This is a genomic window from Aminobacter sp. SR38, from assembly GCF_014843375.1.
Taxonomy (GTDB): domain Bacteria; phylum Pseudomonadota; class Alphaproteobacteria; order Rhizobiales; family Rhizobiaceae; genus Aminobacter; species Aminobacter ciceronei.
Map to the genome: position 1 here is coordinate 112,219 of NZ_CP062117.1, position 22,684 is coordinate 134,902.

Annotated in this window: 20 protein-coding genes and 4 pseudogenes; 11 read left to right on the forward strand and 13 right to left on the reverse strand. The window is 56.3% G+C overall.

The genetic code is table 11. The features are described from left to right. Positions 1-305 precede the first annotated feature (305 nt). Both IG197_RS32765 and hemE read left to right on the forward strand, forming a co-directional pair. The gene (locus tag IG197_RS32765; RefSeq protein ID WP_192321250.1) at positions 306-1,742 is read left to right on the forward strand and encodes a methyl-accepting chemotaxis protein; all 1,437 of its coding nucleotides are present in this window, start codon (positions 306-308) and stop codon (positions 1,740-1,742) included. A gap of 27 nt (positions 1,743-1,769) precedes the next feature. Further along, positions 1,770-2,831 carry a uroporphyrinogen decarboxylase gene (gene hemE, locus IG197_RS32770; protein WP_192321251.1) on the forward strand — a complete coding sequence of 354 codons (1,062 nt, stop codon included), beginning with the start codon at positions 1,770-1,772 and terminating at the stop codon, positions 2,829-2,831. A gap of 136 nt (positions 2,832-2,967) precedes the next feature. Here the strand turns inward: hemE and IG197_RS32775 are convergent. The 3 genes and pseudogenes from IG197_RS32775 to IG197_RS32785 all read right to left on the reverse strand — a co-directional run. Beyond that, positions 2,968-3,153: pseudogene (locus IG197_RS32775) on the reverse strand (IS5/IS1182 family transposase); the annotation flags it as partial. A gap of 240 nt (positions 3,154-3,393) precedes the next feature. Continuing rightward, positions 3,394-3,801: an ester cyclase gene (locus IG197_RS32780; protein ID WP_192321253.1), complete on the reverse strand. Its 408-nt coding sequence runs from the start codon at positions 3,799-3,801 to the stop codon at positions 3,394-3,396. A 30-nt stretch (positions 3,802-3,831) separates the two neighbouring features. Continuing rightward, positions 3,832-4,653, reverse strand: coding sequence for an MBL fold metallo-hydrolase (locus tag IG197_RS32785; RefSeq protein WP_192321255.1), 822 nt, complete (start codon positions 4,651-4,653; stop codon positions 3,832-3,834). A gap of 170 nt (positions 4,654-4,823) precedes the next feature. Here IG197_RS32785 and IG197_RS32790 point away from each other — a divergent pair, with 170 nt between their 5' ends. Next, positions 4,824-5,063: a transposase gene (locus IG197_RS32790; protein WP_192321257.1), complete on the forward strand. Its 240-nt coding sequence runs from the start codon at positions 4,824-4,826 to the stop codon at positions 5,061-5,063. Between the two features lie 48 nt (positions 5,064-5,111). Here the strand turns inward: IG197_RS32790 and IG197_RS32795 are convergent, their stop codons facing one another. Then, entirely contained in the window at positions 5,112-5,504 is a 393-nt protein-coding gene (locus IG197_RS32795) for a hypothetical protein (RefSeq protein WP_192317265.1), read from the reverse strand. Between the two features lie 206 nt (positions 5,505-5,710). On the opposite strand from IG197_RS32795, the pseudogene IG197_RS32800 reads away from it, so the two are divergent. From IG197_RS32800 to IG197_RS32820, 5 genes and pseudogenes are all read left to right on the forward strand, one after another. Beyond that, positions 5,711-6,335 (forward strand): annotated as a pseudogene (locus IG197_RS32800) (recombinase family protein). A gap of 5 nt (positions 6,336-6,340) precedes the next feature. Then, positions 6,341-9,347, forward strand: a pseudogene (locus tag IG197_RS32805) (Tn3 family transposase). Positions 9,348-9,549: 202 nt separating this feature from the next. Then, a complete protein-coding gene (gene tnpB, locus IG197_RS32810; RefSeq protein ID WP_192321099.1) occupies positions 9,550-9,903 on the forward strand; it encodes an IS66 family insertion sequence element accessory protein TnpB in 354 nt (117 codons plus the stop codon). A 69-nt stretch (positions 9,904-9,972) separates the two neighbouring features. After that, positions 9,973-11,565 carry an IS66 family transposase gene (locus tag IG197_RS32815; RefSeq protein ID WP_192321259.1) on the forward strand — a complete coding sequence of 531 codons (1,593 nt, stop codon included), beginning with the start codon at positions 9,973-9,975 and terminating at the stop codon, positions 11,563-11,565. A 53-nt stretch (positions 11,566-11,618) separates the two neighbouring features. Then, positions 11,619-11,891: a hypothetical protein gene (locus tag IG197_RS32820; protein ID WP_057352977.1), complete on the forward strand. Its 273-nt coding sequence runs from the start codon at positions 11,619-11,621 to the stop codon at positions 11,889-11,891. A gap of 206 nt (positions 11,892-12,097) precedes the next feature. Here the strand turns inward: IG197_RS32820 and IG197_RS32825 are convergent, their stop codons facing one another. From IG197_RS32825 to IG197_RS32855, 7 genes are all read right to left on the reverse strand, one after another. Continuing rightward, entirely contained in the window at positions 12,098-13,078 is a 981-nt protein-coding gene (locus IG197_RS32825) for a GlxA family transcriptional regulator (RefSeq protein ID WP_192321261.1), read from the reverse strand. A gap of 192 nt (positions 13,079-13,270) precedes the next feature. Next, entirely contained in the window at positions 13,271-14,128 is an 858-nt protein-coding gene (locus tag IG197_RS32830; protein WP_192321262.1) for a type 1 glutamine amidotransferase, read from the reverse strand. 24 nt (positions 14,129-14,152) lie between these two features. Further along, a complete protein-coding gene (locus IG197_RS32835; protein WP_192321104.1) occupies positions 14,153-14,350 on the reverse strand; it encodes a ferredoxin in 198 nt (65 codons plus the stop codon). Positions 14,351-14,364: 14 nt separating this feature from the next. Further along, positions 14,365-15,522 carry a cytochrome P450 gene (locus IG197_RS32840; RefSeq protein WP_192321106.1) on the reverse strand — a complete coding sequence of 386 codons (1,158 nt, stop codon included), beginning with the start codon at positions 15,520-15,522 and terminating at the stop codon, positions 14,365-14,367. Positions 15,523-15,585: 63 nt separating this feature from the next. Beyond that, entirely contained in the window at positions 15,586-16,965 is a 1,380-nt protein-coding gene (locus tag IG197_RS32845; RefSeq protein WP_192321108.1) for a glutamine synthetase family protein, read from the reverse strand. A gap of 50 nt (positions 16,966-17,015) precedes the next feature. Then, the gene (locus IG197_RS32850; RefSeq protein WP_192321110.1) at positions 17,016-17,354 is read right to left on the reverse strand and encodes a ferredoxin family protein; all 339 of its coding nucleotides are present in this window, start codon (positions 17,352-17,354) and stop codon (positions 17,016-17,018) included. A 3-nt stretch (positions 17,355-17,357) separates the two neighbouring features. Next, positions 17,358-18,335 (reverse strand): NAD(P)/FAD-dependent oxidoreductase, encoded by a 978-nt coding sequence (locus tag IG197_RS32855; RefSeq protein WP_192321264.1) that lies wholly within the window; start codon positions 18,333-18,335, stop codon positions 17,358-17,360. Between the two features lie 142 nt (positions 18,336-18,477). On the opposite strand from IG197_RS32855, the pseudogene IG197_RS32860 reads away from it, so the two are divergent. The 3 genes and pseudogenes from IG197_RS32860 to traR form a co-directional block, all read left to right on the forward strand. Next, positions 18,478-18,777 (forward strand): annotated as a pseudogene (locus IG197_RS32860) (transposase); the annotation flags it as partial. A gap of 242 nt (positions 18,778-19,019) precedes the next feature. After that, the gene (locus IG197_RS32865) at positions 19,020-20,531 is read left to right on the forward strand and encodes an APC family permease (RefSeq protein ID WP_192321112.1); all 1,512 of its coding nucleotides are present in this window, start codon (positions 19,020-19,022) and stop codon (positions 20,529-20,531) included. A gap of 185 nt (positions 20,532-20,716) precedes the next feature. Further along, positions 20,717-21,421, forward strand: a complete 705-nt coding sequence (gene traR / locus IG197_RS32870) for a transcriptional regulator TraR (RefSeq protein ID WP_192321114.1) — start codon at positions 20,717-20,719, stop codon at positions 21,419-21,421. Between the two features lie 3 nt (positions 21,422-21,424). Here traR and IG197_RS32875 read toward each other — a convergent pair whose 3' ends face one another. Beyond that, positions 21,425-21,733 carry a transcriptional repressor TraM gene (locus IG197_RS32875; RefSeq protein ID WP_192321116.1) on the reverse strand — a complete coding sequence of 103 codons (309 nt, stop codon included), beginning with the start codon at positions 21,731-21,733 and terminating at the stop codon, positions 21,425-21,427. Between the two features lie 314 nt (positions 21,734-22,047). After that, positions 22,048-22,674, reverse strand: coding sequence for a TraH family protein (locus IG197_RS32880; RefSeq protein WP_192321118.1), 627 nt, complete (start codon positions 22,672-22,674; stop codon positions 22,048-22,050). Positions 22,675-22,684: the final 10 nt, after the last annotated feature.

The following is a 22,684-nucleotide window of genomic DNA, read 5'->3' on the forward strand; positions in this document are numbered from 1 at the left end:
CGACCGTTTGGTGAAGTTTGCTGTTCTCACGGCAGCGGGGAGGGGATGTCGCGCTTACCTTCCCCGGCTGCAATCGGCAGCAGAAATTGGCCTTCGCAATCGACTTCCGTTCGGGCTGAGTGCTCGGCATTTGCCAGCCTGCATGCGTCACCAGGTCGTCTGTAAGATTTTTGGTTATGCGCCATGTTTCGTATGGTGCGAAACGTTTCTAAATTTGATACACGTTATATTAAGAAGGCATAGAGATTATTTTTCCACGACAAAAGTGGCCGCAGTTTGAGCGGTGTTTGACCGGGGGGCAGACGTTGAAAAAGATCGAGGATCAGATCACACCATGGACCGCGGAACAGCAAAAAACCGGGACTATCGTTCTTTCACTGCTTGAGCCGCGCCTCAGAGACGTGTTGACGGCCACATACGCTGTTACCATGCCGAATTTTCAAGGTCTCGACGACGAGGTGCTCAGAAAGGAACAACTCGTCTTCAGGAACATAGTCTCCGGCACTTTTTCGCCGGAGTATTTCCAGGCCCAGGCCGAGATAGCCTCGGCTGTCGCCCGTGAAATCGACTATCCGCAATTTCTGTCGCCAACCTACTCCACATACGCGGCCGAGTTGATGATAGCGCTGGTGGATGAATGTCGCTGGAAGCCCCGAGCGAAACGAAACGAATTCATTCACAGCCTTATGCGATCAGTGTTCGTGGATGTCTCGGTCGCAATGTACCATTTCTTTGCCGAGCTTGTGCAGCAAGCTGATGCGGAGCGAGCCGTGTTTGATCAGAAACGTGCTGAGGATACAGAGAATGATCGCATCTCGATGCAAATACTCCGCACTGCATTGAAGGAATTGGCAGAGAGGAACCTAGCCTACCAGATTGCTGATGACGTTCCTACCAAGACCGAGGATGCGAAACGTGACTTCAACGCGGCGGTGGCAACCCTGCTGCAAGCCATGACGCATATCAGCGCGACATCGAATGATATTCTGTCGGGAACCGATGATATCGCTGCTGCTGTGCAAGATCTGGCGCGAAGGACGGAAAGCGAGGCGGCGTCGTTGAAAGAAGCTTCCGCCGCGCTGGACGCCATAACTGCGGGAGCCCGGCGCTCGCTGGACAACGCGCTGAAGGTCAAGGATGTCGCTGCTCAGGCGAACGCGGACGCCGAACGCTCCGAGAGTATCGTGCAGCAAGCCGAGAGTGCGATTGACGACATCGCTCAAAGCTCACAGCAGATCACCCAAATCGTCACCGTCATTGATGAAATTGCGTTTCAAACGAATCTGCTGGCATTGAACGCAGGTGTCGAGGCTGCCCGGGCGGGAGATGCCGGAAAGGGTTTCGCTGTGGTTGCGTCGGAAGTGCGCGCCTTGGCACAGCGTTCCGCGTCTGCCGCCAAAGAAATCCGAGCTCTCATCAATGTGAGCTCTACTCGTGTTGACCATGGAGTTCAATTGATGAACAGCACCAGCGAGGTGCTCAGCCAGATCGTTGCAGAAGTTACTGCGATCAACCAGCTGATCAACGAAATTGTCACGTCCGGACGCGAGCAATCAAACGGCCTGAGCGAAGTCAATTCCGCGGTGCTTCAGATCGATCATTTTACGCAGCAGAATGCGGCGATGGTGGAGCAGACTTCAGCTGCTGCCTTTGGTCTTCGGGAGCGCGCAGACGCACTCTCCGAACTCATCGCAAAGTTCAGGCTTGCTCAGGCGTACCGTGGTCGCGCTCGCGTGGCATAGCGTTCGCTTATCAGGAAGTACCCGGAAATGGATTCGGAAAAGAAAGTCTTAAGTGTTGTCGACGGTAATCGGAAATGGCCGCCTCCTGTGTGGCTTATGCGCCAAGCAGGCCGGCATCTTCCTGAATATCGGGAAATACGAGCCTCAGTGGGGTCATTTCTTGACCTCTGTTATACGCCCAGACTGGCTGCTGAGGTCACGCTTCAGCCTGTGCGCAGATATAATCTCGATGCTGCAATCTTGTTCTCGGACATTCTAGTGATTCCTGACTCTTTGGGTTGCGGGGTGAAATTTTCTGAGAGCCGTGGACCCACACTGACACCTGTCGATTGCGATCGGATAGCCGCGCTTAATGTGGGAGGCATAAGCGAACACTTGATGCCAGTATTCGAGGCAATCCGGTTAGCCCGAAGAGATCTTGGCGACGATAAGACTTTGATTGGCTTCTGTGGTGCACCTTGGACCGTCGCAACTTACATGGTGGCGGGTCAGGGGACTGCCGATCATTTGCCCGCGCGAAAGTTTGCGCACGCACACCGCAAGTCGTTCAATCGGCTTTTGTCCCTGCTCGCGGATGTCTCTGCCGATTATCTGATTCGGCAGTTTGACGCAGGTGCCGACGTACTGCAGATTTTTGAATCGTGGGCCGATGTTCTCGGTGAAGAGGATTTCGATCAGTTTTCCATCGCGCCGATCGCACGGATGATTTACTTGGTGAAGTCACAAAGGCCACAAGCGAGGATCATAGTGTTCATAAGAGGTGCAGGCGTGAAGCTTCGAGATGTCCGGGATCGCACTGGTGCGGATTGTCTCGGGGTAGATTGGACCCAGCCGCTATCCTTCATCGCTGAGTTGCAGAAGCAAGGCCCTGTTCAGGGCAATTTAGACCCCCTGCGCCTTTTGGTAGGCGGTTACGCGCTTAGGGATGCCGCGCAACATCTGCTCGAAGGACTGGGAAATGGGCCCTTCATCTTCAACCTTGGCCACGGAATTCATCCGGAGACGTCGCCGGATCATGTTACCGAGTTGATTCATATAATTAGAGCGTCGGGCCCTTACCCTGCAGCGCATCCTACGTGTTTGAAATAGTTCCAGCATTCCTCTTGTGTGAAGAGATCGCAGACTTTTCCGACGGCTTTCCAGAGGTCATTATAGGTTCTTGCCTTCTGTTTTCGCAGGAGTGTCTTGAGCTTGGAAAACGCCATCTCGATGGGATTGAGTGTTGGTTTTTGTCGTGACGGGTGGCGATGCCTCGGAAGTGTTTGATCCTGTTGAAGAACCGTTCCACGAGATTGCGTTGCCTGTAGACCCAGTCTGAGAATGAGACGCTTCCCTTGCGGTTGGCTTTCGGCGGGATGTTGGCCCAAGCCCCTCGTTCGGCCGCCTTGGCCCGGATGGCGTTGCTATCGTAACTCCCCCCCATCCGCCAGCAAAAGACGGATGGTCAGACAAAACAGGTGGGGGGTCAAAATTGGGGTCTGACTCAATCTCGATGCGGATTCCGACGTGAAGCCGGCCGGCATTCCGATCAATTATCGGCAAGCGACACTCAGATGTGGGTAATTGCAAGCTTCGCCGAAGGGATACAACCTTTTCATCCACAAAGATTGACGAGGAAGGAGCATTCCATACTCGGAATGCTCCAGCAGGTTCAAGCAGCAAGCTGCCTACGAATATCGGCTACATCGAAATGAGCGCGCTTTTCGAAGATCTTTCCTTCTTTGATGGTTAGCAGGCAGAACACGGAGATCCTGCAGCTCTTGCCATGGGGTTCAGCGCCCATTGTCGGCAAAGTCTGGTCCTTGGCTTCGAAGATCAGGTAGGCGGCAACCCTGTCGCCTTCGGCGACCATGAGTTCCAGCGGAAAGCGGAACGACTTGAAGGCATCGAATGCCGATTTCTCGGAATTAACGAAGCCGGCCACGCCAGGCTTCGGTGTATCGACCTGACTGTAGAAGACGAAGTCCTTGTGGCAAAGAGCATCAAGCTCTTCGAATTTTTCGCGGTTGATCGCATCGTAGAATTGCTGGACCAGCTTCTTGTTTTCATCAAGTGACATGACTTTCTCCTCTTTTGCAATTTAGCCTGATCAGACGGTCAGGCTCTCGCCGTCCTCAGGTACGAGAACACGATGTGACAGCCCGGCTTTCTGGAGGTAGTCGCGAAGTTGGGAGCGCGATGTCATCCCGTGATTGACCGCGTCCATATGGCTGGCAATGATGGTCGCGTTGGGCGCCGCCTCGCAGACACGGGCAACGTCATCGCAGTTCATGATGATGTGACCGAGCCCCGGAATCTGCGCGTCGCCGGCATTGACGATGATCACGTCGGGCCTGTATTCGGCAATATTCGCCTCGACATATTCGTTCCAAATAGTGTCACCGGCAAGGTAGAGAGTCTTCTCATCGGGATGACTGATGACCAGCCCGCAAACTTCCTGCAAGAGATCATAAGCGTTCTGGATCGCAACGTCCGAGCCGTGTTGGCCGGGAACCTTCTTAAGCTTCACGCCCATGAATTCAGGGTTGCCTGTGAGAACGCGGACATCAGTGAAAGTCTTGCCGTCCACCTGTCTGACATGCAGACCATTGTCCAAGACGATAGAGCGGGCGTCACTCACCAGCGCCTTGTCGCCAAAATGTTGCGTGAAGAACGGAATGTCCGGGCGGATCGCTTCGGCCGCCGCATGATCCCAGTGATCCGGATGCGCATGCGTCAGGATGACGGCATCCACATCGACGATCTCAGACATCGGCACAACAAGTGCAGCAGTCGGATTTCGAAGATGATCATTGGCTGTTCCGGCAAAGCCGGGATAAGCGTCCTTTTCAGCGAGCCAAGGGTCGATTAGGAATCTGATACCGCCAAACTCAAGCGAGACCGTAGCATTTCTTATCTGGCGAATTCGCATTTTTGTTCCCCTTTGCGTGTAGCTCCGATTGGGTTGGTCCGTCTGGAGCGCCACCACATGTTATGCCTGCGGGGCCGAGGAAAAAGGTAACCGGAGTTTTGATCCCACGTTGCCCGCTGTTGCTTGATCTGTGATCGAGTTTCCATGGACGAGCGACAAGGAGTTTCTCCATGGAGACTACATTGGAGGTACTCACTACAGGACGTAGGCGACGCGAAGGCAATCGCCAATGGCCTGACGAGGTCAAGGCACGGATCGTGTCCGAGAGCTTGCGACCAGGCGCGACGGTGAATGAAGTAGCGGGGCGCTACGGGCTGAAGGCCAACCACCTGTCATCTTGGCGAACACTGGCACGGCAGGGGAAGCTGGTGTTGCCTGAGCCAGAAGACGCGGTCGAGTTTGGGGTCTGAGTAGCAACGGAACAGAAAACCTACATAAGGGATTTCACATCTCAGCGGTCAGCGCCAGCGGCCCAGCTCCCTAATCGTTTTCCTGTGGCATTTGAGCTGATGCTTCATCAGCCTGATGTCATGGAGGTAATCCTGCTCCGGCCGAAACTCGTAATCCGGATCGATGTGGAATTGGTTGCGGGTAAAACACTCGAACAGATTGATGCCGTCCCAGGTGTCGATAACCTGTTCGAGGCTTTTCGCCATATGATGCAACGGCGAACCAGGCCCGTCCTCATCCCTCATCTTATGAAGGCGCAAATGGATGTGCTGCAGCATGTCGGTCCGCATGTAGCTGTTCAAAAGCATGAGCGAGTGGGTCGGTGTCTTCGGAACAGCAAAGCCCATTTTGTCTTCTGGCGGCAGGTCAGCGACATCCTGGTGGTCGTCATTTTCAGTCATCACGTTTCGCTCGCAAGAGATTTTGCTCCACCTGTGGCATCCACAAAAGCCCTGCCCGAACGTCGCAACAAACCCCGGTTTGATGTGACGCTGCAAAGCTGCCCGCAAAAATTCCGGAGAAGCCGTCAAATTTCATAAATACCCATCCAGAAACCTATAGCCGACAAACTCCTTTACGCCTAAGTTAATATGAAGGGGGAGCGATCATGCTGATTGGCTATATGCGGGTTTCGACCGGCGAACAGAATCTCGATCTGCAGCGCGACGCCCTTGAGCGTGCCGGTTGCGAGAAGATTTATGATGACGTGTGCTCCGGACGTGCCACCGAGCGCCCCGGTCTGGACAAGGCCCTTGAGATCGCTCGAGCTGGCGATGCGCTTGTCGTCTGGAAGCTCGATCGTATCGGCCGCTCGCTTGCGCATGTCGTCACGATGGTGAGCGACCTGCAGAAACGTGGGATCGGCCTCAAAGTCCTTACCGGCGACGTGGATACCACGACGACAACCGGCCGCCTTGTATTCGGCATATTTGCCACTCTGGCGGAATTCGAGCGCGATCTCATCCATGAGCGCACCATGGCGGGCTGGCAGCGGCCGTGCCCGAGGTCGCGCCGGCGGGCGCCCGCGCGTCATGACGCTGAAGAAGCTGAAGGCAGCCATGGCTATGATGGCCGACCGCGACAACGCAGCGCGCGACGTTGCGGCGGAACTCGGCGTTTCGCTGTCGACGCTCTATGCCTATGTCGATGCGAATGGAAAGCCCCGCGAGCGGGCAAATGAGCTGCTGGCAAGCAAGCGTCGAGTGAAGCGCGACAACAGCGTTCAGGCGTGAAGGCCGTGCCGGTCGGGTTTCTGAGCGAGAGCCAGGCGCGGGAATATGGCCGCTTTCCCGGTGAGCTTACTCCGGATCAATTGGCGCGCTATTTCCATCTCGATGACGTCGATCGCGGATTCGTCGCGACGCATCGCGGCGATCACAATCGGCTCGGCGTGGCTGTCCAGCTCGGATCGTTGAGGATGCTCGGGATGTTTCTCGAAGATCCAGGTCAGGTTCCTGCCACCGCGCTGCGCTTCACCGGGCGCCAGCTTTCGTTCTCCGATCCCGAGCGCCTGATTGCAGAATATGTGCGCAGTGAAGGACGCTGGCGACATGCGCTCCGCATTCGTCAGCACTATGGCTACCGGACCTACACCAATTACGGCGTCGCGTTTCGGCTCAACCGCTTTCTTTACGCCCTGTGCTGGACGGGATCGGATCGACCCTCGGCGCTCTTCGACCGTGCCGTCGCATGGTTGCTGGAAGCCAAGGTGCTGCTGCCGGGCCTGTCTGTGCTGGAAAGAGCCGTGGCAAGGGTTCGCACGCGGGCGAACAGCCGGCTGCATAAATTGCTGATCGGGGCGATGACACCAGAGCAGCGGGCGCGGCTGGATAGCCTGGTCGCGGTTCCCGAAGGTGACAGGCAAAGTCCGCTCGACCGGCTACGCGATGGTCCCTACATTCAAAGCGGCCGGGAGATCAGCCGTGCCCTCGGGCGACTGGAGGAGATTCGGACCCTTGCCAGCGGGTTGCCCTCAATCGATCGCTTGCCGCCGGGCAGGGTCATGGCGCTGGCGCGGTTTGCCAGCGCCGCAAAGGCTCAGGCCGTTTCGCGACTGCCGGATGATCGACGCGCCGCAACTCTGCTGGCCTTCATCCGAACCCTTGAGGCTTCGGCTGGAGACGATGTCATCGATCTGTTTGATGCGGTCACGACATCGATGGTGTCGGAGGCGTCTTCGGCCGCCAAACAGGCCAGGTTACGGTCGCTGCGTGATCTCGACGCCGCAGCGCTGAAGTTGCGGGACGCGGCAATTGTCATCCTCGATCCCGAAACGCCCGACGGCGCCGTTCGCGCTGCGATCTTCGAGCTGATTGACAGGAATACGCTCGATGCGGCGGTCGAGCGCGTCGGCGTACTCGCCGAGCCCCATGACGACACCTATTTTACCGAACTCAGGAAACACAATCGGAAGATTGCCTATACGCCGGGGCTGCTCGCCAGCCTCGATCTTGGTGCTGCCCCGCTGTCGGCCTTTGCTGGAGGCGATCGACTATCTTCGTGCCGTTCATTCCGGCCGCAAACGCACAGGTCCACCGCCGACAGCCTTTGCGCCGAAGGCATGGCTTACTCAACTAAAGACCGTCGACGGGGCTGTCGATCTGACAGGATACCGGCTCTGCATTCTCGATGAGCTTCGCCGCGCTATTCGCCGGCGCGACATCTTTCCGGTTCGCTCATTGCGGTATGCCGATCCGCGCAAGGGGCTGCTATCAGGTCCGGCATGGGAAGCGGCTCGTCCGACGGTCTGCCGTACCGTCGGCGTCTCCACCATCGCTGACGAAGAACTCGGGCGTTTGTCGAGCCGGCTGGACCTCGCCTATCGGGAAACCGCCGATCGTGTCCCGATGAACCCAGCCGTCACCATCATCAATACCTCGGAAGATTCTGACCTGTCCCTCGAACGCCTGGAAAAGATCGAGGAACCGCCAAGCCTCACCGCGCTGCGCGCCGCGATCGACGCGCGTCTGCCTCGGCTCGATCTGCCCGAACTGATCATGGAATTGCATGCGAGAACCGGCTTTGCCGATCTCTTTACCCACGCCAGCGAGGGCGGTTCCCGCGCAGAAAACATCGCAACCAGCATCTGCGCCGTTCTTGTCGCCGAGGCGACCAATACTGGATTCGAGCCGCTGGTACGCCTCGATGTCCCGGCACTTCGACGCTCGCGGCTCAGTTGGGTCAAGCAAAACTTCCTGCGCGCCGAGACGCTGATCGCTGCAAACGCCGCCCTGGTCGCGGCGCAAAACGCCATCCCGTTGGCGAGGAAATGGGGCGGCGGCGAAGTGGCTTCCGCCGATGGATTGCGGTTTGTCGTGCCGGTCCGCACCATTCATTCCGGCCCCAATCCGCGATATTTTGGGCAGGAGCGCGGTGTCACCTGGTACAACCTCGCCTCGGACCAGTTCACTGGCCTTAACGCCATGACCGTTCCCGGCACCCTGCGCGACAGCCTCAATCTGCTCGCCATCGTGCTGGAACAGGAGACCGAGCTTCAGCCGACAGAAATCATGACCGACACGGCTGGATATACCGACACCATCTTCGGCATATTCTACCTGCTCGGGTACCAGTTCAGCCCTCGCATTGCAGATGTCGGCGGCGCGAGATTCTGGCGCGTCGATGCTAAAGCCGACTACGGCATCCTCGACAATATCGCGTCGAACAGGATCAACATGAAGCTGATCGCCGACCATTGGGACGATCTGTTGCGGCTTGCTGGCTCCCTCAAACTCGGTGTTGTACAGGCCGCTGGCCTCACCCGGACCCTTCAGACCAATGACCGGCCAACCCGTCTTGCTCGCGCCCTGCAGGAACTCGGCCGCCTCATCAAGACCCTCTATCTTCTGCGATTCATCGACGATGAAAGCTACAGGCGCCGTATTCTCATCCAGCTCAATCGCGGTGAAGGACGCCATCAGCTCGCCCGCGTCATCTTCCATGGAAAGCGCGGCGAATTGCGCCAGCGCTATCGTGAAGGTCAGGAAGACCAGCTCGGAGCACTCGGTCTGGTCGTCAATCTCGTCGTGCTGTGGAACACCATCTACACGGATGCCGCCCTCAACCAACTCGTAGTCGAAAGGTACGATGTCAGGCCGGAGGATGTCGCGCGCTTGTCGCCGCTCGGCTTCAGACATGTCAACATGGTCGGCCGATACGCATTTACGCTCCCAGAATTCGTGGCCCGAGGCGAACTCAGGCCGCTACGCGATCCGAAAAATGTCGATCCGGACGAAGAGCCTTGAAATCCTTATGTAGGTTTTCTGTTCCGTTGCTACTCAGACCCCAGTTTGCGGCCGTGGTTGTCGGGACACCCGCGCTGGAGCCGCCGACGGTCAAAGCCGTCTCCCGGACCGAGATCGTTGTTGGCGCTGTAACGATCCGTCTTGAGGAAGGTGCGTCTGCGTCCCGGATCGCTTCCATCGCCCGCGCCTTGGCGGCGGCAACATGATCTTTCCGTCAAACCGCGTGCGGATCATGATGGCGACCAAACCCGTAGATTTCCGCAAGGGTCACGATGGCTTGGCGGCGCTGGTGAAGAATGAACTGCACAAGGACCCGTTCACCGGAACGGTTTTCGTGTTCCGGTCACGCAAGGCGGACCGTTTGAAGCTCATCTACTGGGATGGGTCCGGGATCGTCATGGCCTACAAACGGCTAGAAGAGCACACGTTCACCTGGCCCAGCATCAAAGATGGTCTAATGACGCTCACCCACGCCCAATTCGAAGCCCTGTTTGCGGGACTCGATTGGCGGCGGGTTCATGCCGTCCAGACGAGGACGCCGGAGGCCATCGAATAGCTGCGGCACGATGACTCAGCACCGCAAATTCCGAGGGCAAGTCGGCTCGGGATTTGGTAGCTTCCGGCCATGCTTGATGCCGCCGACCTTCCCGATGATGTTGCCGCCCTGAAGGCGATGCTGATTGCGGCGCAGGCACGCGAGGTGGCCAAAGACTCCGCGATAGCCAGCAAAGACGAGCATATCGCCCGCAAGGATGAGCGGATCGAACGGCTTGAGAAGCTGGTCGCAGCATTTAAGCAGGCCGCCTTCGGACGCAAATCTGAGAAGACCGATCCCGATCAATTCGACTTGGCGCTGGAAGACCTGGAGACGGCTATGGCCGTGATCCATGCTGAGGATGAGGCGGACGCTCCTGGAGGAAACAGGATCAGCAAGCCGCGCGCAATCAATCGCGGCTCCCTTCCAAAGCATCTCCCCCGTGTCGAAGAGGTGATCGAGCCGGAAAGCCTGACTTGCGACTGCGGCGCTTGCCTGCATTGCATTGGCGAGGATGTCTCCGAGCGGCTTGATGTGGTCCCGGCGCAGTTCCGTGTCATCGTCACCCGTCGCCCCAAGTACGCGTGCCGTGCCTGCACTGACGGTGTCGTTCAGGCTCCAGCCCCGGCTCGCCTTATCCAGGCTGGGCTGCCGACGGAAGCGACCGTCGCCCATGTGCTGGTCTCCAAATATGCCGATCATCTTCCGCTCTATCGGCAGGCGCAGATCATGAGCCGCCAGGGCATTGACCTCGACCGATCCACGCTCGCTGACTGGGTCGGTCGGGCAGCCTATGAACTGCGTCCCGTCTTCGATGCGTTGATCGCCGACCTGAAGCGTTCAGCCAAGCTGTTCATGGACGAGACTCGTGCTCCGGTTCTTGATCCAGGTTCCCGCAAGACCAAGACCGGATACTTCTGGGCGCTGGCGCGAGATGATCGCCCTTGGGGCGGCGGTGCTCCGCCAGGTGTCGCATTCACCTACGCGCCTGGTCGCGGTGGCATTCATGCCGAATGGATATTGCAGGGCTTCTCCGGCGTTCTGCAAGTCGATGGTTATGCCGGGTACAACAGGCTGGTCGCACCAGACCGGATTCGTCAGAATATTCGGCTTGCCTACTGCTGGGCCCATGCTCGGCGCAAGCTGGTGGAGATTACCCGCAACGGAGCAGCCCCGATTGCGGAGGAAGGCGTCAAACGGATCGGTGAGCTGTATCGGATCGAGACCGAGCTGCGAGGCCTTGATCCGGAGGCTCGCCTCGCCGGACGACAGGAACGATCAGCACCGCTGGTTGCCGACATGCAAACGTGGCTCGCGCATCATCGTGCCCGCGTCGCAACCAAATCTCCGCTTGGCGACGCTTTGGCCTATATCGCCAAATACTGGGATGGTTTGAAGCTCTTCCTGACCGACGGCCGCATCGAGATCGACAACAACAGCGTAGAGCGGACCATCCGTCCGATTGCCCTTAATCGGAAGAACGCACTCTTTGCTGGTCATGATGCCGGAGCAGAGAACTGGGCGACCATCGCCTCGCTCATTGAGACCTGCAAGCTCAATGCCGTCGATCCACAGGCCTACTTGACCACGACGCTCACCGCCATCGTCAATGGCCACAAACAAAGCCGGATCGATGAATTGCTGCCCTGGAACTTCACAAGCGCCGCCATGCCAGCCGCTTGACGAGCTGGACTCCAACGGCATACTCGCCGCGTTACTTAAGCTGGGCCTGCGACATGATCGACGACGATGAACCCAATCTGGTGACTTCTGGCAAGAGCAAGAGGATCGTCGTTGATGGCTATTCCTTCTCAATCGACATCTTCCGCCTGGAAACCGACAAGACCTGGACCCTTGAGGTTGTTGACCACAACAACACCAGTCACGTCTGGGAAGAGCAATTCGAATCCGATGCAGTCGCGCGTGACTTAGCGGTGAAAACCATCGAGGCAGAAGGTGCCCTCGCGTTCATGCGCGGCAACAACGTTATCCCCTTCCGTCAAGCCTAAACCGACGTGCCCTCAAAACAGCGCTTACGGAAAAAGCTTGCGACAGGCCAATTGTCGTCGTTCTAGGGCCAGATGGCAGCCGCACCACGTACCTTGTGTTCACGGGGATCAAGCGGCGGCGGGGCAGCGACGCCAATGGGTGCACACGCCGGGATGGACAGAGAGCGAACAGCCGCCCTACTTCTACAACCGACCGAGAAAGCCTCTCATTGCAACGAGGCTAGCTCGCTCACATTTGGTGCTTCTGAGTTTCTTCTACGGATTTTTGTTGGAGGACATCCGAAAACAGACTTGAAATACTGACGAAACAGGGCTGTAGATCCAAATCCTGCGATTTCCGCCACTCGATCTATGTTGTGATCGGTCGTTTCAAGTATTTCCCTGCCAATCTTGATCCGTTCTGCTCGCAACCAAGTGCCGAAGGACATGCCCGTGACACGAAAAAAGTTACGCGTAAAACTGCGCCTGCTCATCGACGTACGCTTGGCGAGTTCATCAATACTGTACTCCCGGCGTAAATTCATCCTCACTTCATCGAGAAGGCGGTAAATCCTCGCATCCTTCGTAGCGGGTGGAACCGGCCTCTCTATCAGTTGCACCTGCGTGCCTTCCCTTTGCGGCGGCAAGACCAATCTTCTCGCAACACTGTTTGCAATGGTGGAGCCGTAGAGTTTGCGGACAACGTAGAGGCAGCAATCCATTCCAGCACCCGTCCCTGCAGAAGTGATTATGCCATTGTCATCTATAAAGAGGGCGTTTCGATCCAAAACAGCCTTTGGGAAGCGCGATAAGAAATCTTGCTCGACTTCCCAGTGAGTGGAAGCCCTACTACCGTCCAACAATCCAGCATAGGCGGGAATGTAAGCGCCGAGACAAAGGCCGATTATCCATGCCCCTCGCGCATGCGCTTGGCCAACCGCGTCTAGGAGTGCTTGTTGTGGCCTTTCTGCGGGGTCCCGCCAGAATGGAACTATCACGATATCCGCATGCGCAATTTCAGCCAAACCGTCACTTGTTTCGATCTGCAAGCCGAGCCCGGAACGCAGAGGACCTACCTCACCAGCGCATATCTTTAGGTTAAAGAGCTCGACTCCAGGCAGAAAATTGCCAAAAACTACCAGCGGAACGGCCATCTGATAGGGACCGAAGCCGTCAACAGCAACAATGGCAACGTTGGGCAAGCGCACAAGATCATCCCTATCGTTCTATTTCCGTCTGCGGAAGCTGGATGAGCTACTGCCTAACTGTCCCAGTTCCGTATTGGCAACGTCCCACCGCGGAGAACAACCTAACCATCGCGACAAGAGATCATGGCCCGCAGAAGTACACGAAATTTTTGACTGATCCTCCAAATCACGCGCGCCATCGGCCCTTTGCACTCACCGGTCGTTGTCGGCCCCTATGACGAGCTTTTCAACCCAGTTGATAAGTTCAAGTGGCCTGAATTCAAAGCGAGCTGGATCGATTTTCTCAAAATGACGGCTATGGGCCTCAGCGATCGGTACAGCATGCGCAAAACTTTCCATCGCGGCCGCCGCAGCCTCGATTTCTTCCAGTGAATGGTACCGACCCGCTTGATAAAGCTCGTTGATCGATCCTCGTAGAAAGCCAGCCATTCCAGCGCCGCTGAGCTCAGGATGGTATTGGACCCCCCAGAAAACGGATTTCTCTGAACGTATCTCAGCGGCTTGTATGAAATTTCTATTGCTCGCAGTTATGGTGCTGTTTGGCGGCAGCCGCGAAACTTGATCAGAATGAAATGCAAATGCATCAAAGACTTTAGCACGATCTTTATGCATCGGATGAATGCAACCAGTGTCATCCTGGACCAACGTGATTGCTTCTCCAAAAGGAGCTTCACATCGACAGTTTTCACTGCGACTCGGCTCAACGTCACCGCCCAACGCGACCGTCGCCAACTGAAGACCCCAACATACTCCGAACATTGGCGTCCCTGATCTGAACGCTTCGCGAGCGAATTCAATCTGCCGCAATGTTCCGGGCTCCCGCTTGTAGATATTTGAGTTGGAGCCGGTAATAAGAATGCCGTCATACGCCTCAAGCGGGAGAGAAGCAGCAGCATCTGCATCAGTCGGATACAAGATTTCTGTTTCGATGTTCGACCAGCCCGTGCGAAGCAGCTGATCGAACATCCCACTTGGGGCGCATCCGTTGAATCTTGTGAAAACGGCGCGGTCGGCTGGAATGTTTCCGTCCGCGATCAAAATTCGCTTCATCGTCATACGTCCCAGCCCGCTCGGTTACTCGGTCACGATGATCGAGAGTTCCGGACAGTTCGCACAGGCCTTACGAACCTTGTCCTCCAACTCCGGAGGAACGGTTTCAAAGCCTGGCTTGATTTTGGCATAGCCCTCGTCGTCGATTTCGAAGACCTCCGGTGCAAAATAGATGCACCGGGCATGTCCCTGACAACGACCTTCGTTGATAGATACTTTCATCTCGGTATCCCTTCCTAGAACGTGAGATTGAGCGGGCCGACGCCGTGCCATTTCTGAGAAGGATCGGCAGCTCGGAACTCGGGTACGGCCTTCAGGAATTCCTCGATTCCGACAACGAGCTCGCGACGCCCCAGGTTGGAGCCCAAGCAGCGATGAATGCCGCCGCCGAAGCCGAGATGGCGGTTCTCCTGCCGCTCGATATCGATCTTGTCGGGATTCGGGAAGACTTCTTCGTCCCGATTTCCTGCCCCGAAGACAAGAACGACGCGTTCGCCCTTCTTGATCTCCTGGCCGCGAATCACAGTGTCCTTTAGGCATGTGCGAGCCATGCCCTGCACCGGCGAAAGGCAGCGCAGAAACTCTTCACAGGCAAGTGGGATCAAACTCGGATCATCGCGAAGTTTCTTCTGCGCGTCGGGGTTGTTGGCAAGGAACCACAGCCCCGAGCGAATGGCCCATGCCGTCGTATCGAGCCCTGCAAGGAACAGGAGATAGCAATAGCGGAGCAGTTCGTCGCGGCTCAACGGACGGCCGTCGATCTTGGCCCGGCAAAGGTAATCGATGAGAGTCGCCGAGGATGGGTCGTCTTTCCAGTTGTCCAACAAATTCGCGAAGTAGTCATAGACGGCCTGCTGCGCGGCTTCCGCCTTCGGCGCATTGTGAATGCGCTCATAGAAGATGTCATCGATCCACTGGTCGAATTTCGGCCAATCCGACTCTGGATAGCCTGCAAGGCGGCCGAAGATGATCATCGGGACGGGGCGAGCGTATCCGTAGGAGGCGTCGGCTCCAGATCCCATCTTAAGGAACTCCTGGGCCTGGTTTTGTGCTGTCCTGCGAATTGGTTCCTCGAGCTTCTTGAGTTCCTGCGGCGTGAAGAGCGGGAGCAGGATCTTGCGGTAGGCGGTATGCTCGGGCGGATCGATATCGATAGGCGGCAGCGGCACCTCGGAAACCGGCGGATACATCATGCTCGGCCCAACCGAGAACGTTGAAGGGTCCTGTTCGGCCGCAAAAATGTCGTCACTCTTGGTTACGAACCAGAAACCGCCATGTTGCTCACTCCGACCAACAGGGCACTTCGAACGAAGTTCGGCGTAGGTATCGAAAATGTTGTCGAGAGCTTCGCCATGATAGTCGAAGGCTTTAGCCACGTCGCTTACATTACTCATAGTTTTCTTCTCCTTCCTTGCGCTTGGCAGCCCCGCAAAGGCGGGGCCGTTTCGGCTACTCTGTCAGATGATATCGAGATAGCGGCCCAACTCCCAATCGGTGATGTGGGTGTTAGTCCGACGGAGTTCCCATTTCTTCATTTGCACGTAGTGATTGACAAAATCCTCAGAAAACAACTCTCTAACGACCTTGCTCTGCTGGAACAGGCCCATTGCTTCTTCAAGAGAGCCGGCGAGTGGTCGCGCTTGCGCGGCGGTTGCCTGGTAGGCGTTCCCCTTGAAGGGTTCACCAGCTTTCAAGCCATTCTCGATGCCGTAAAGACCAGAGAGAAGACTCGTCGCAATGACGAGGTACGGATTGGTGTCGGCACCGGGAATGCGATTTTCGACGCGCGCCGCCGGACCCGAAGAAGGAATCGCCCTGAACGAAGTCGTACGATTGTCGACACCCCAAGAAGAATTAGCTGCTGCCCATGATCCTCCGTTGGTCCGCTTGTAGGAGTTCACGTTCGGCAAATAAATCGCCGACATCTCGCGGGAGAGTTCTTTCATGCCGGCGAGGAACGACATTCCGATTTCCGACAGCATCTTCGGATCGTTGCTATTGGCAAAAGCAGGCTTTCCATCAAAGGCCGATAGGCTCATGTGCATGTGGCCGGAAGAGCCGGCCCAAACCGCGTTGGGCTTGGCCATAAAGGTGGCGGTGCAACCGTTCTTCGAAGCAATGTCCTTGATGGCATACTTTGCGAAAATCGCATTGTCGGCGGCCGAAATAGCGTCCGAATACTTCAGATTAATTTCATGTTGGCCCGGGCCGTGTTCGCTGATGGTTGCCTCGACTTCAATGCCAGCAGAACGCAATTGATTGCGAATTTGGCCGAGAATGTCTTCCGAGCCGGCGTGATGAAGCATGCTGTAACAGTAGCCGCTCTTGCGCAAAGGCTTCAGATCGCGCCACTGATTTTCGGCGAGTTCGGCAATGGTGCCATTGAAAAGATAGAACTCGAATTCATAGGCTGCCTTGGGCACAAACCCCATTCCATTGGCTTTGTCCACGGCACTGCGGAGAATGTCGCGCGGCGATAGATTCAGGGGATCACCATCGATCGACCGCATATCACAGAATACTGCAGCCGTGCGCGCCTCCCACGGAATGAGCTTCATCGTAGGCAGGTCGGGAACAAGTTTGATGTCCGGATAACCGGTATCCCAATTGGTGTAAGCTAGACCTTCCACAACTTCGTCGGCGACGTCCCAACCGAACAGGACGTTTGCAATGTTGGTGCCGTTTTTCGCGACGGCATTCAGAAAATATTCAGTGCCGAACTGTTTACCGCGCCATACGCCATCAATATCCACTGCTCCAACGCGGAGAGTGTCCACGTTGTTCGCTTCCACAAATGCTTTTGCATCTGCGATTTCCGCATCTTTATCATTCGCCATTTCATCTTCTCCCAGTGTGCTTGGATTGGAAAGCTTAAACCCTGTATTTTTTATTTTGCTCCTGCCAACACCTCCAAGACTCGTGGATGATCGCTACGGATCATTCCTAATTTTGCAGCGCCTCTTGGGCTCCCGACAGGCGTGTCGCGACCAGGGAGAACCGCAGCGAAGAATTCCCTCGCTTCCCTCAGATCCTGGCTGTCGCTGTCATCATCAGCGTAATAAATCGCCTCGACGGGACAGACGGACTCGCATGCGCCGCAAGTTGTGCATTCGTCAGGCTGTATCCAAAGTCGCCCTTCGGCCTCATAGATACAGTCGACCGGGCAGACATCGACGCAGGCCTGGTCTTTGCTGCCTATGCAATTGTCGTTGATGACGTATGGCATCGCTCATCCTTCGTTGGTGCTATGACCGGGCAACACAGACGTGCCCGGGTTTATTGCTGCAGCCGCATGGTTCACTGCGATGGACGCTTCGCCAAAGCCGACCGCCATGAGCCGCACCTTCCCCGGATATTCACTAACATCACCGATGGCGAAAACACGGGGCAGGCAAGTTTGCATGTCCGGCTGCACCGGTATGCGATAACCATCGACGTTGAGGCCCCAATTGCTCATTGGGCCAAGATCGGACTGAAAGCCGAGGGCAACTACAAACTTGCCGAATTGCAGTTCTTCTGACTTTCCCGCCGCATCAATCGTGAGAAACTCCTGGCCCGCCTCGGACCGATATGCGACGACTTCACCTGGCGCGACGATCCGGATGCCGCTGTCGTACATTTCCTTGACACTAGCTTCGTGCGCCCGAAAGCGATTGCGGCGATGGACGACCGTGACAGACTTTGCTCGAGGGAGAGCAGCAAGCGCCCAGTCGACCGCACTATCGCCGCCACCGGCGACCACAACGTTGTGTCCTTCGAGCACCGCAAGATCAGGTACAAAGTGGATAATGTTCGGGGAGAAAACTTCCTCGAGGATCGGAAGAGAACGAGGTTGGCACTTTCCCAGCCCGGCGGCGATTATCACGGCCTTCGCGCTGAATACCGACCCCTTGTCGGATCGAAGCTCATACGAGCCGTCATCCATTGACTCTAGGTTTGTGATAGTCTCGGAAAGACGGAGCTCATACTCCTGCCGTCTCGATTGCTCGAAGAGGTTCTTCACGAAGTCAGCACCTCGAATGCTGGCAAACCCGGCAACATCGTGGATCTTCTTCTCCGGATACATCGTCGAAATCTGCCCGCCGACTTGCGGCAAACCATCAAACATCACGGTTTTCAGGCCGCGAAACCCAGCATAATAGGCGGCGAAAAGACCAGCTGGGCCGGCACCGATAATTGCCAAGTCATATTGGTTGTCATTTGTCATCAAAATGGCGCCCCGTGTCTAATTCCGTTTTAGTGTTTCCTATTACGACACATGTATCCTGTCAAGAACCACAACGTCACTGCTCACCACTCTTTGAATCAAAAAATAGAGTTGAAATTGGACTAGGTGACCGTCTCATAGGCGCTGGCCGTGGCTGAGACATATCTTCGCCGATGGGGGGGGTTATGCGGGACCGAAGCTGAAGGGCGCACTGCAAGAGATCGCTGCGTTCACCCTCCAGATCGTCAAGCGGACGGACGAGGCCAAAGGCTTTAAGGTTCTGCCGCGTCGCTGAGTCGTGGAGCGCACCTTCGCATGGCTGGGCAGACGCCGACGACTGGCGAAGGATTGGTCAAAGTCCATCGCATCAGCTGAGGCCTGGATCACTATCGCCCACATTCGGGTCCTGACACGGCGCTTGGCAAGGTACGGATATTGTTGAAACCTTTTCGAGTCAGACTCTAAGCGCCGGAGCTAATTCCTTTTTTGCGGATCATGAGGTGGGTTTCAGCCAAGTGACAAAAAGTCTTTTGGAGCCTTTTACGCCTGATAACGGCCTATCGGCAGATTCTTGCATGTCGTTGTGGGCAATCGAATTCTTGACACGCAACATGTTTCCAAATACGAAACATATAGGGATAACAAAAACACCCTATCGTCGGAACTCAAACTGGGGGAATTAAAATGGCTTCACATGCCGGAAATCCGCAGTCGGCTTCGAATAGCCTACTTCGTAGCTCGATATCATTCTTTCACATCGTCTTTATGGTGACAGCAGCGGCTGCTCCATTGGTTGTGGTCTCCGCCTACATTCCAATCTCCCTTGCTGGAGGGGCGGGGATGTCAGTTGCCCTTACCTATGCAGCCACGACGTTTATCCTTCTGATCTTTACAGTTGGCTTCGCCCAAATGGCGAAAAGAATAACTTCGGCAGGAGCCTTCTACACCTTCGCTACACAGGGACTTGGTCGTCCGGTCGGCTTGGCCGTTGGCTTCACCGTCATGGCGGCCTACAGCATGATCTCACCTGCAATCGCAGGCGGCTTCGGGTTCTATACCACAAAACTTTTAAGTGCTTACTTTGGACTGGATATTGCGTGGTATTGGTGTAGCATCGCTTCGCTGGCGTTGATGTTCATGATTTCGTTCTATCGCATTACGTATGGCGCAAGTATTCTTAGCTTTCTCCTTGCGGTTGAAGTGCTCGTAATTCTCATCGTTTGTCTGGCTACCGTTGGTTCAGGTGGTGCGTCTGGCCAAATGCCCGAGGCTTTCAGCCTGTCGCAGTGGAGCACCGCTCCGGCTGTAGGAATTGGCTTCTTCTTAGCTTTTTGGTCGTGGATTGGCTTTGAAACGACAGCGATCTACGGCGAAGAGACAATGGATCCAAAGCGCGCGGTTCCCCGAGCCACGTATATCGCGGTTTTGACACTTGGGTTGTTCTACACGTTTGCGGCCTACGCCGGAATTGTTGGTTTCGGCGCCGAGGCCCCCGGGAAAGCCGGGACACTGATTGACCAGTACTATTTCGAGCTGGCCGATATCCATACGATACATACGGTTCGTGTCATCATGGACTTCTTGGTGATCACAAGCTTCTTTGCCTGCTCGTTTGCATTTCATAACAACGCAACGCGATACCTCTTCTCCCTCGGCAGAGATGGCATTCTTCCGAAAAGCCTCGGATCTACGCATTCTGAGCAGAAGTCTCCCTACATCGCAGCCGCCGTCCAGGCGACTATTGCAATCGTGACGGTTGCCTTGTTTGCGCTCGCCGGAGCCGATCCGCTTCTCCATCTCGGCACTTGGCTTCCGATCTTCTGCACGTTGGCCGTAATCGTCGTTCAGTTCATCGTGTCTTTGGCTGTTATTGGCTACTTTAATCGTATTGGAAGGTCCGGCCCTCTCGATTGGTGGAAGACGATCCTCGCCCCGATATTGGGCGCGATTGCTCAAGCGGTTGTTGTCTGGCTTCTGCTCGAAAACATCACTTTCCTTGCTGGAAGTGAGATCATGGTGGTCAAACTGATTCCTCTCTATGTCGCGATCATTGCGTTAGCAGGGTTTGGTTATGCCTTGTGGCTTCGCAACAGCGACCGTAGTCGGTACGACATGATTGGACAGCTTCACGACGAAGAAATGATGGATGCCTTCGTCGATGAAATGTATGTCGCTGATGGACGTAGTCCGAACTGACTTCACAATCAGCTCGCGGTTTAGTGGGGTGAGGCGATGTCGCCTCACCCCGACTTTATTGCCGGAGAGGAATTTGGGCCCAGGCAGATAATCGCAATTGCATCGTGGTTGGAATGCAAATCTGTCAGAGCAATTGTAGAGGAATCATTTGATCTGTTCCATCTGACGATCGCAAGGAATTCCGAATGCAACATTTGCTGGAAAAAATAACCGATCTCGCGGCACTTCCGGGCAACGAGGATGGCCTCAAGACGGGCCTCGCGAATATCACCGAGGATGCCGGCTATGCGGCCTATGCCTACGTCTATATCCGCACCGGATTTACGATGGTCATCTCCAACTACAACGGCGGATGGCAAAGCACCTATTTCCAGAAGAATCATGCTGCCGTCGATCCTGTCATCCGCCGCGCCAAAATGCTGAAGGGCGCGTTTGCCTGGAGCGGCGAACAGGAAAGGCACAGGCTTTCGAAGGCGGAGCAATCCTTTTATTCGGACGCCGCGGAATTTGGGATCCGCTCCGGCATTACTATCCCGATCAAGGCGGCACAGAATACGGTAGCGATGTTTACGCTCGCCTCAGACAAACCCGCGATCAATCTGACACGTGAACTGGACCCGATCGAAGCTGCTGCTGCGGTAGGGCAACTGCATGCCCGCATCGTTTTTACAGATCCCACGCCGACCGTCGACGACGGTCTTTCGCTCGATCCGAAGGCCGCCACATACCTGAGCTGGTTTGCGGTTGGAAAGTCGATGGGAGAGATCGCGACGATCGAGGGCGTCAAATACAACACTGTCCGGGTCAAGCTTCAAGAGGCACGCAAACCCTTCGACATCCACTCGAACACACATATGTCGTCGCTTGCGATCCGCAGGAAACTGATCTGACGATCAGTTGACCATGACTTTCGGTATATAGCCAAGCACGGTGATCAGCGTGTTCACTGTATACATCTGCGCGTGCATCTCCATGCAGGCCTTGATGTAGGTCAGGTGTTGGGGGCCGCCGGACTCCTTCCCCAACTTATAGTCCTCGGGCAGGTCCTGGAAGAGCTTGTCGGCTCCATCGACCAGAACGCGGTGGGTTCGGATGGCATCAACCGCGAGGCTCTCCACGTCGGCCTTGGAAAGGCCCTGCGTCAGCCCGAAGATGGCACGAATTTCGAGTTTCTCGTCAAGCGTTAAAGCGTCCGTTCCCATCCCAATCCCACTCTCTGGCTTGTCCGCGGTGCGCCCCCGCAAACGTTAATCTTCTGATCCCGAGCCGGGGGTTGGAAACTGTACCTGGACAGTCCTGCGACCTTTAGTACCGGAGCACCTGGACATACGTCGCAGGCCCACCGGCCGAAGGCCAGAGGATTCTGGTGTCGCAACGGCCGACACCAACCGCCAGATAGAGGTTTCCACACCCCGGGGCAGCGCGTACTGCCCTGTCCGCCCTTATAGAAGGCCGAAGCCGTTCCCGCTAGTGCAACAGCCGCAGAATCCCGCTGCAGATCTCCACATGCATGACCTCACCGCTTTGCGCCGATGCCCGAAAGATCGATCCGGATCCCCGCCTTGTTCGGATCGGAAGAGACTGCATCGGCAGGAAGTACGGCATTGTCCTCCTCCCGACGATCGCCGGTCTGCACACCGACCTCGTCGCTTTCGGCTGGCTCCGGCTCCGCGTGCTTTTCTTCGCCCGGGTCCGGCGTCCGAAACACCGCCTCCCCCTCGAAATACCCCGTCTGCCAGGCGATGATCGCATCTTCGAACACTTGGCGCGCACCGTCTTCTCCGGTCGGGTTGCCGTACCACTCGAGGACGATGCGATAGACTCTCGCGAAGAGCGCCGTTCCCATGCGGATGTTCGCGCAAGCATCGACCAGGTCCGGTTTCAGCTGGCCCGCCTCGAGGATGCCGAGCCCGGCCGGATATTGGGTGATACCAACGCGGGTGGCATTGCGGCCGATATGCTTGCGGATCAGGTCCATCGCCTCGTCCGCTGTTGCCGGTTTCGGAACGAGTACGACGCGGTTGCCGGAGCGCACGGTGACGGCAAGCGGGTCTTTCGATCCCGCCCGCGCGATGAACTGCTCAATGATCGCGGGCTTCAGACCAGGATCGGCGCATTGCTGGATGAGGGCGACATCGACCATCCGGTTTCTC

Excerpts from the sequence above, each read along its gene's own strand:
- IG197_RS32850 (WP_192321110.1), bottom strand. The coding sequence starts at position 17,354 with ATGCCATACGTCATCAACGACAATTGCATAGGCAGCAAAGACCAGGCC.
- IG197_RS32875 (WP_192321116.1), bottom strand. The coding sequence starts at position 21,733 with ATGGGAACGGACGCTTTAACGCTTGACGAGAAACTCGAAATTCGTGCC.
- IG197_RS32855 (WP_192321264.1), bottom strand. The coding sequence starts at position 18,335 with ATGACAAATGACAACCAATATGACTTGGCAATTATCGGTGCCGGCCCA.
- IG197_RS32835 (WP_192321104.1), bottom strand. The coding sequence starts at position 14,350 with ATGAAAGTATCTATCAACGAAGGTCGTTGTCAGGGACATGCCCGGTGC.
- IG197_RS32815 (WP_192321259.1), top strand. The coding sequence starts at position 9,973 with ATGCTTGATGCCGCCGACCTTCCCGATGATGTTGCCGCCCTGAAGGCG.
- IG197_RS32780 (WP_192321253.1), bottom strand. The coding sequence starts at position 3,801 with ATGTCACTTGATGAAAACAAGAAGCTGGTCCAGCAATTCTACGATGCG.
- IG197_RS32820 (WP_057352977.1), top strand. The coding sequence starts at position 11,619 with ATGATCGACGACGATGAACCCAATCTGGTGACTTCTGGCAAGAGCAAG.
- IG197_RS32880 (WP_192321118.1), bottom strand. The coding sequence starts at position 22,674 with ATGGTCGATGTCGCCCTCATCCAGCAATGCGCCGATCCTGGTCTGAAG.
- IG197_RS32795 (WP_192317265.1), bottom strand. The coding sequence starts at position 5,504 with ATGACTGAAAATGACGACCACCAGGATGTCGCTGACCTGCCGCCAGAA.
- IG197_RS32830 (WP_192321262.1), bottom strand. The coding sequence starts at position 14,128 with ATGAAGCGAATTTTGATCGCGGACGGAAACATTCCAGCCGACCGCGCC.
- tnpB (WP_192321099.1), top strand. The coding sequence starts at position 9,550 with ATGATCTTTCCGTCAAACCGCGTGCGGATCATGATGGCGACCAAACCC.
- traR (WP_192321114.1), top strand. The coding sequence starts at position 20,717 with ATGCAACATTTGCTGGAAAAAATAACCGATCTCGCGGCACTTCCGGGC.
- IG197_RS32785 (WP_192321255.1), bottom strand. The coding sequence starts at position 4,653 with ATGCGAATTCGCCAGATAAGAAATGCTACGGTCTCGCTTGAGTTTGGC.
- IG197_RS32845 (WP_192321108.1), bottom strand. The coding sequence starts at position 16,965 with ATGGCGAATGATAAAGATGCGGAAATCGCAGATGCAAAAGCATTTGTG.
- IG197_RS32840 (WP_192321106.1), bottom strand. The coding sequence starts at position 15,522 with ATGAGTAATGTAAGCGACGTGGCTAAAGCCTTCGACTATCATGGCGAA.
- hemE (WP_192321251.1), top strand. The coding sequence starts at position 1,770 with ATGGATTCGGAAAAGAAAGTCTTAAGTGTTGTCGACGGTAATCGGAAA.
- IG197_RS32790 (WP_192321257.1), top strand. The coding sequence starts at position 4,824 with ATGGAGACTACATTGGAGGTACTCACTACAGGACGTAGGCGACGCGAA.
- IG197_RS32865 (WP_192321112.1), top strand. The coding sequence starts at position 19,020 with ATGGCTTCACATGCCGGAAATCCGCAGTCGGCTTCGAATAGCCTACTT.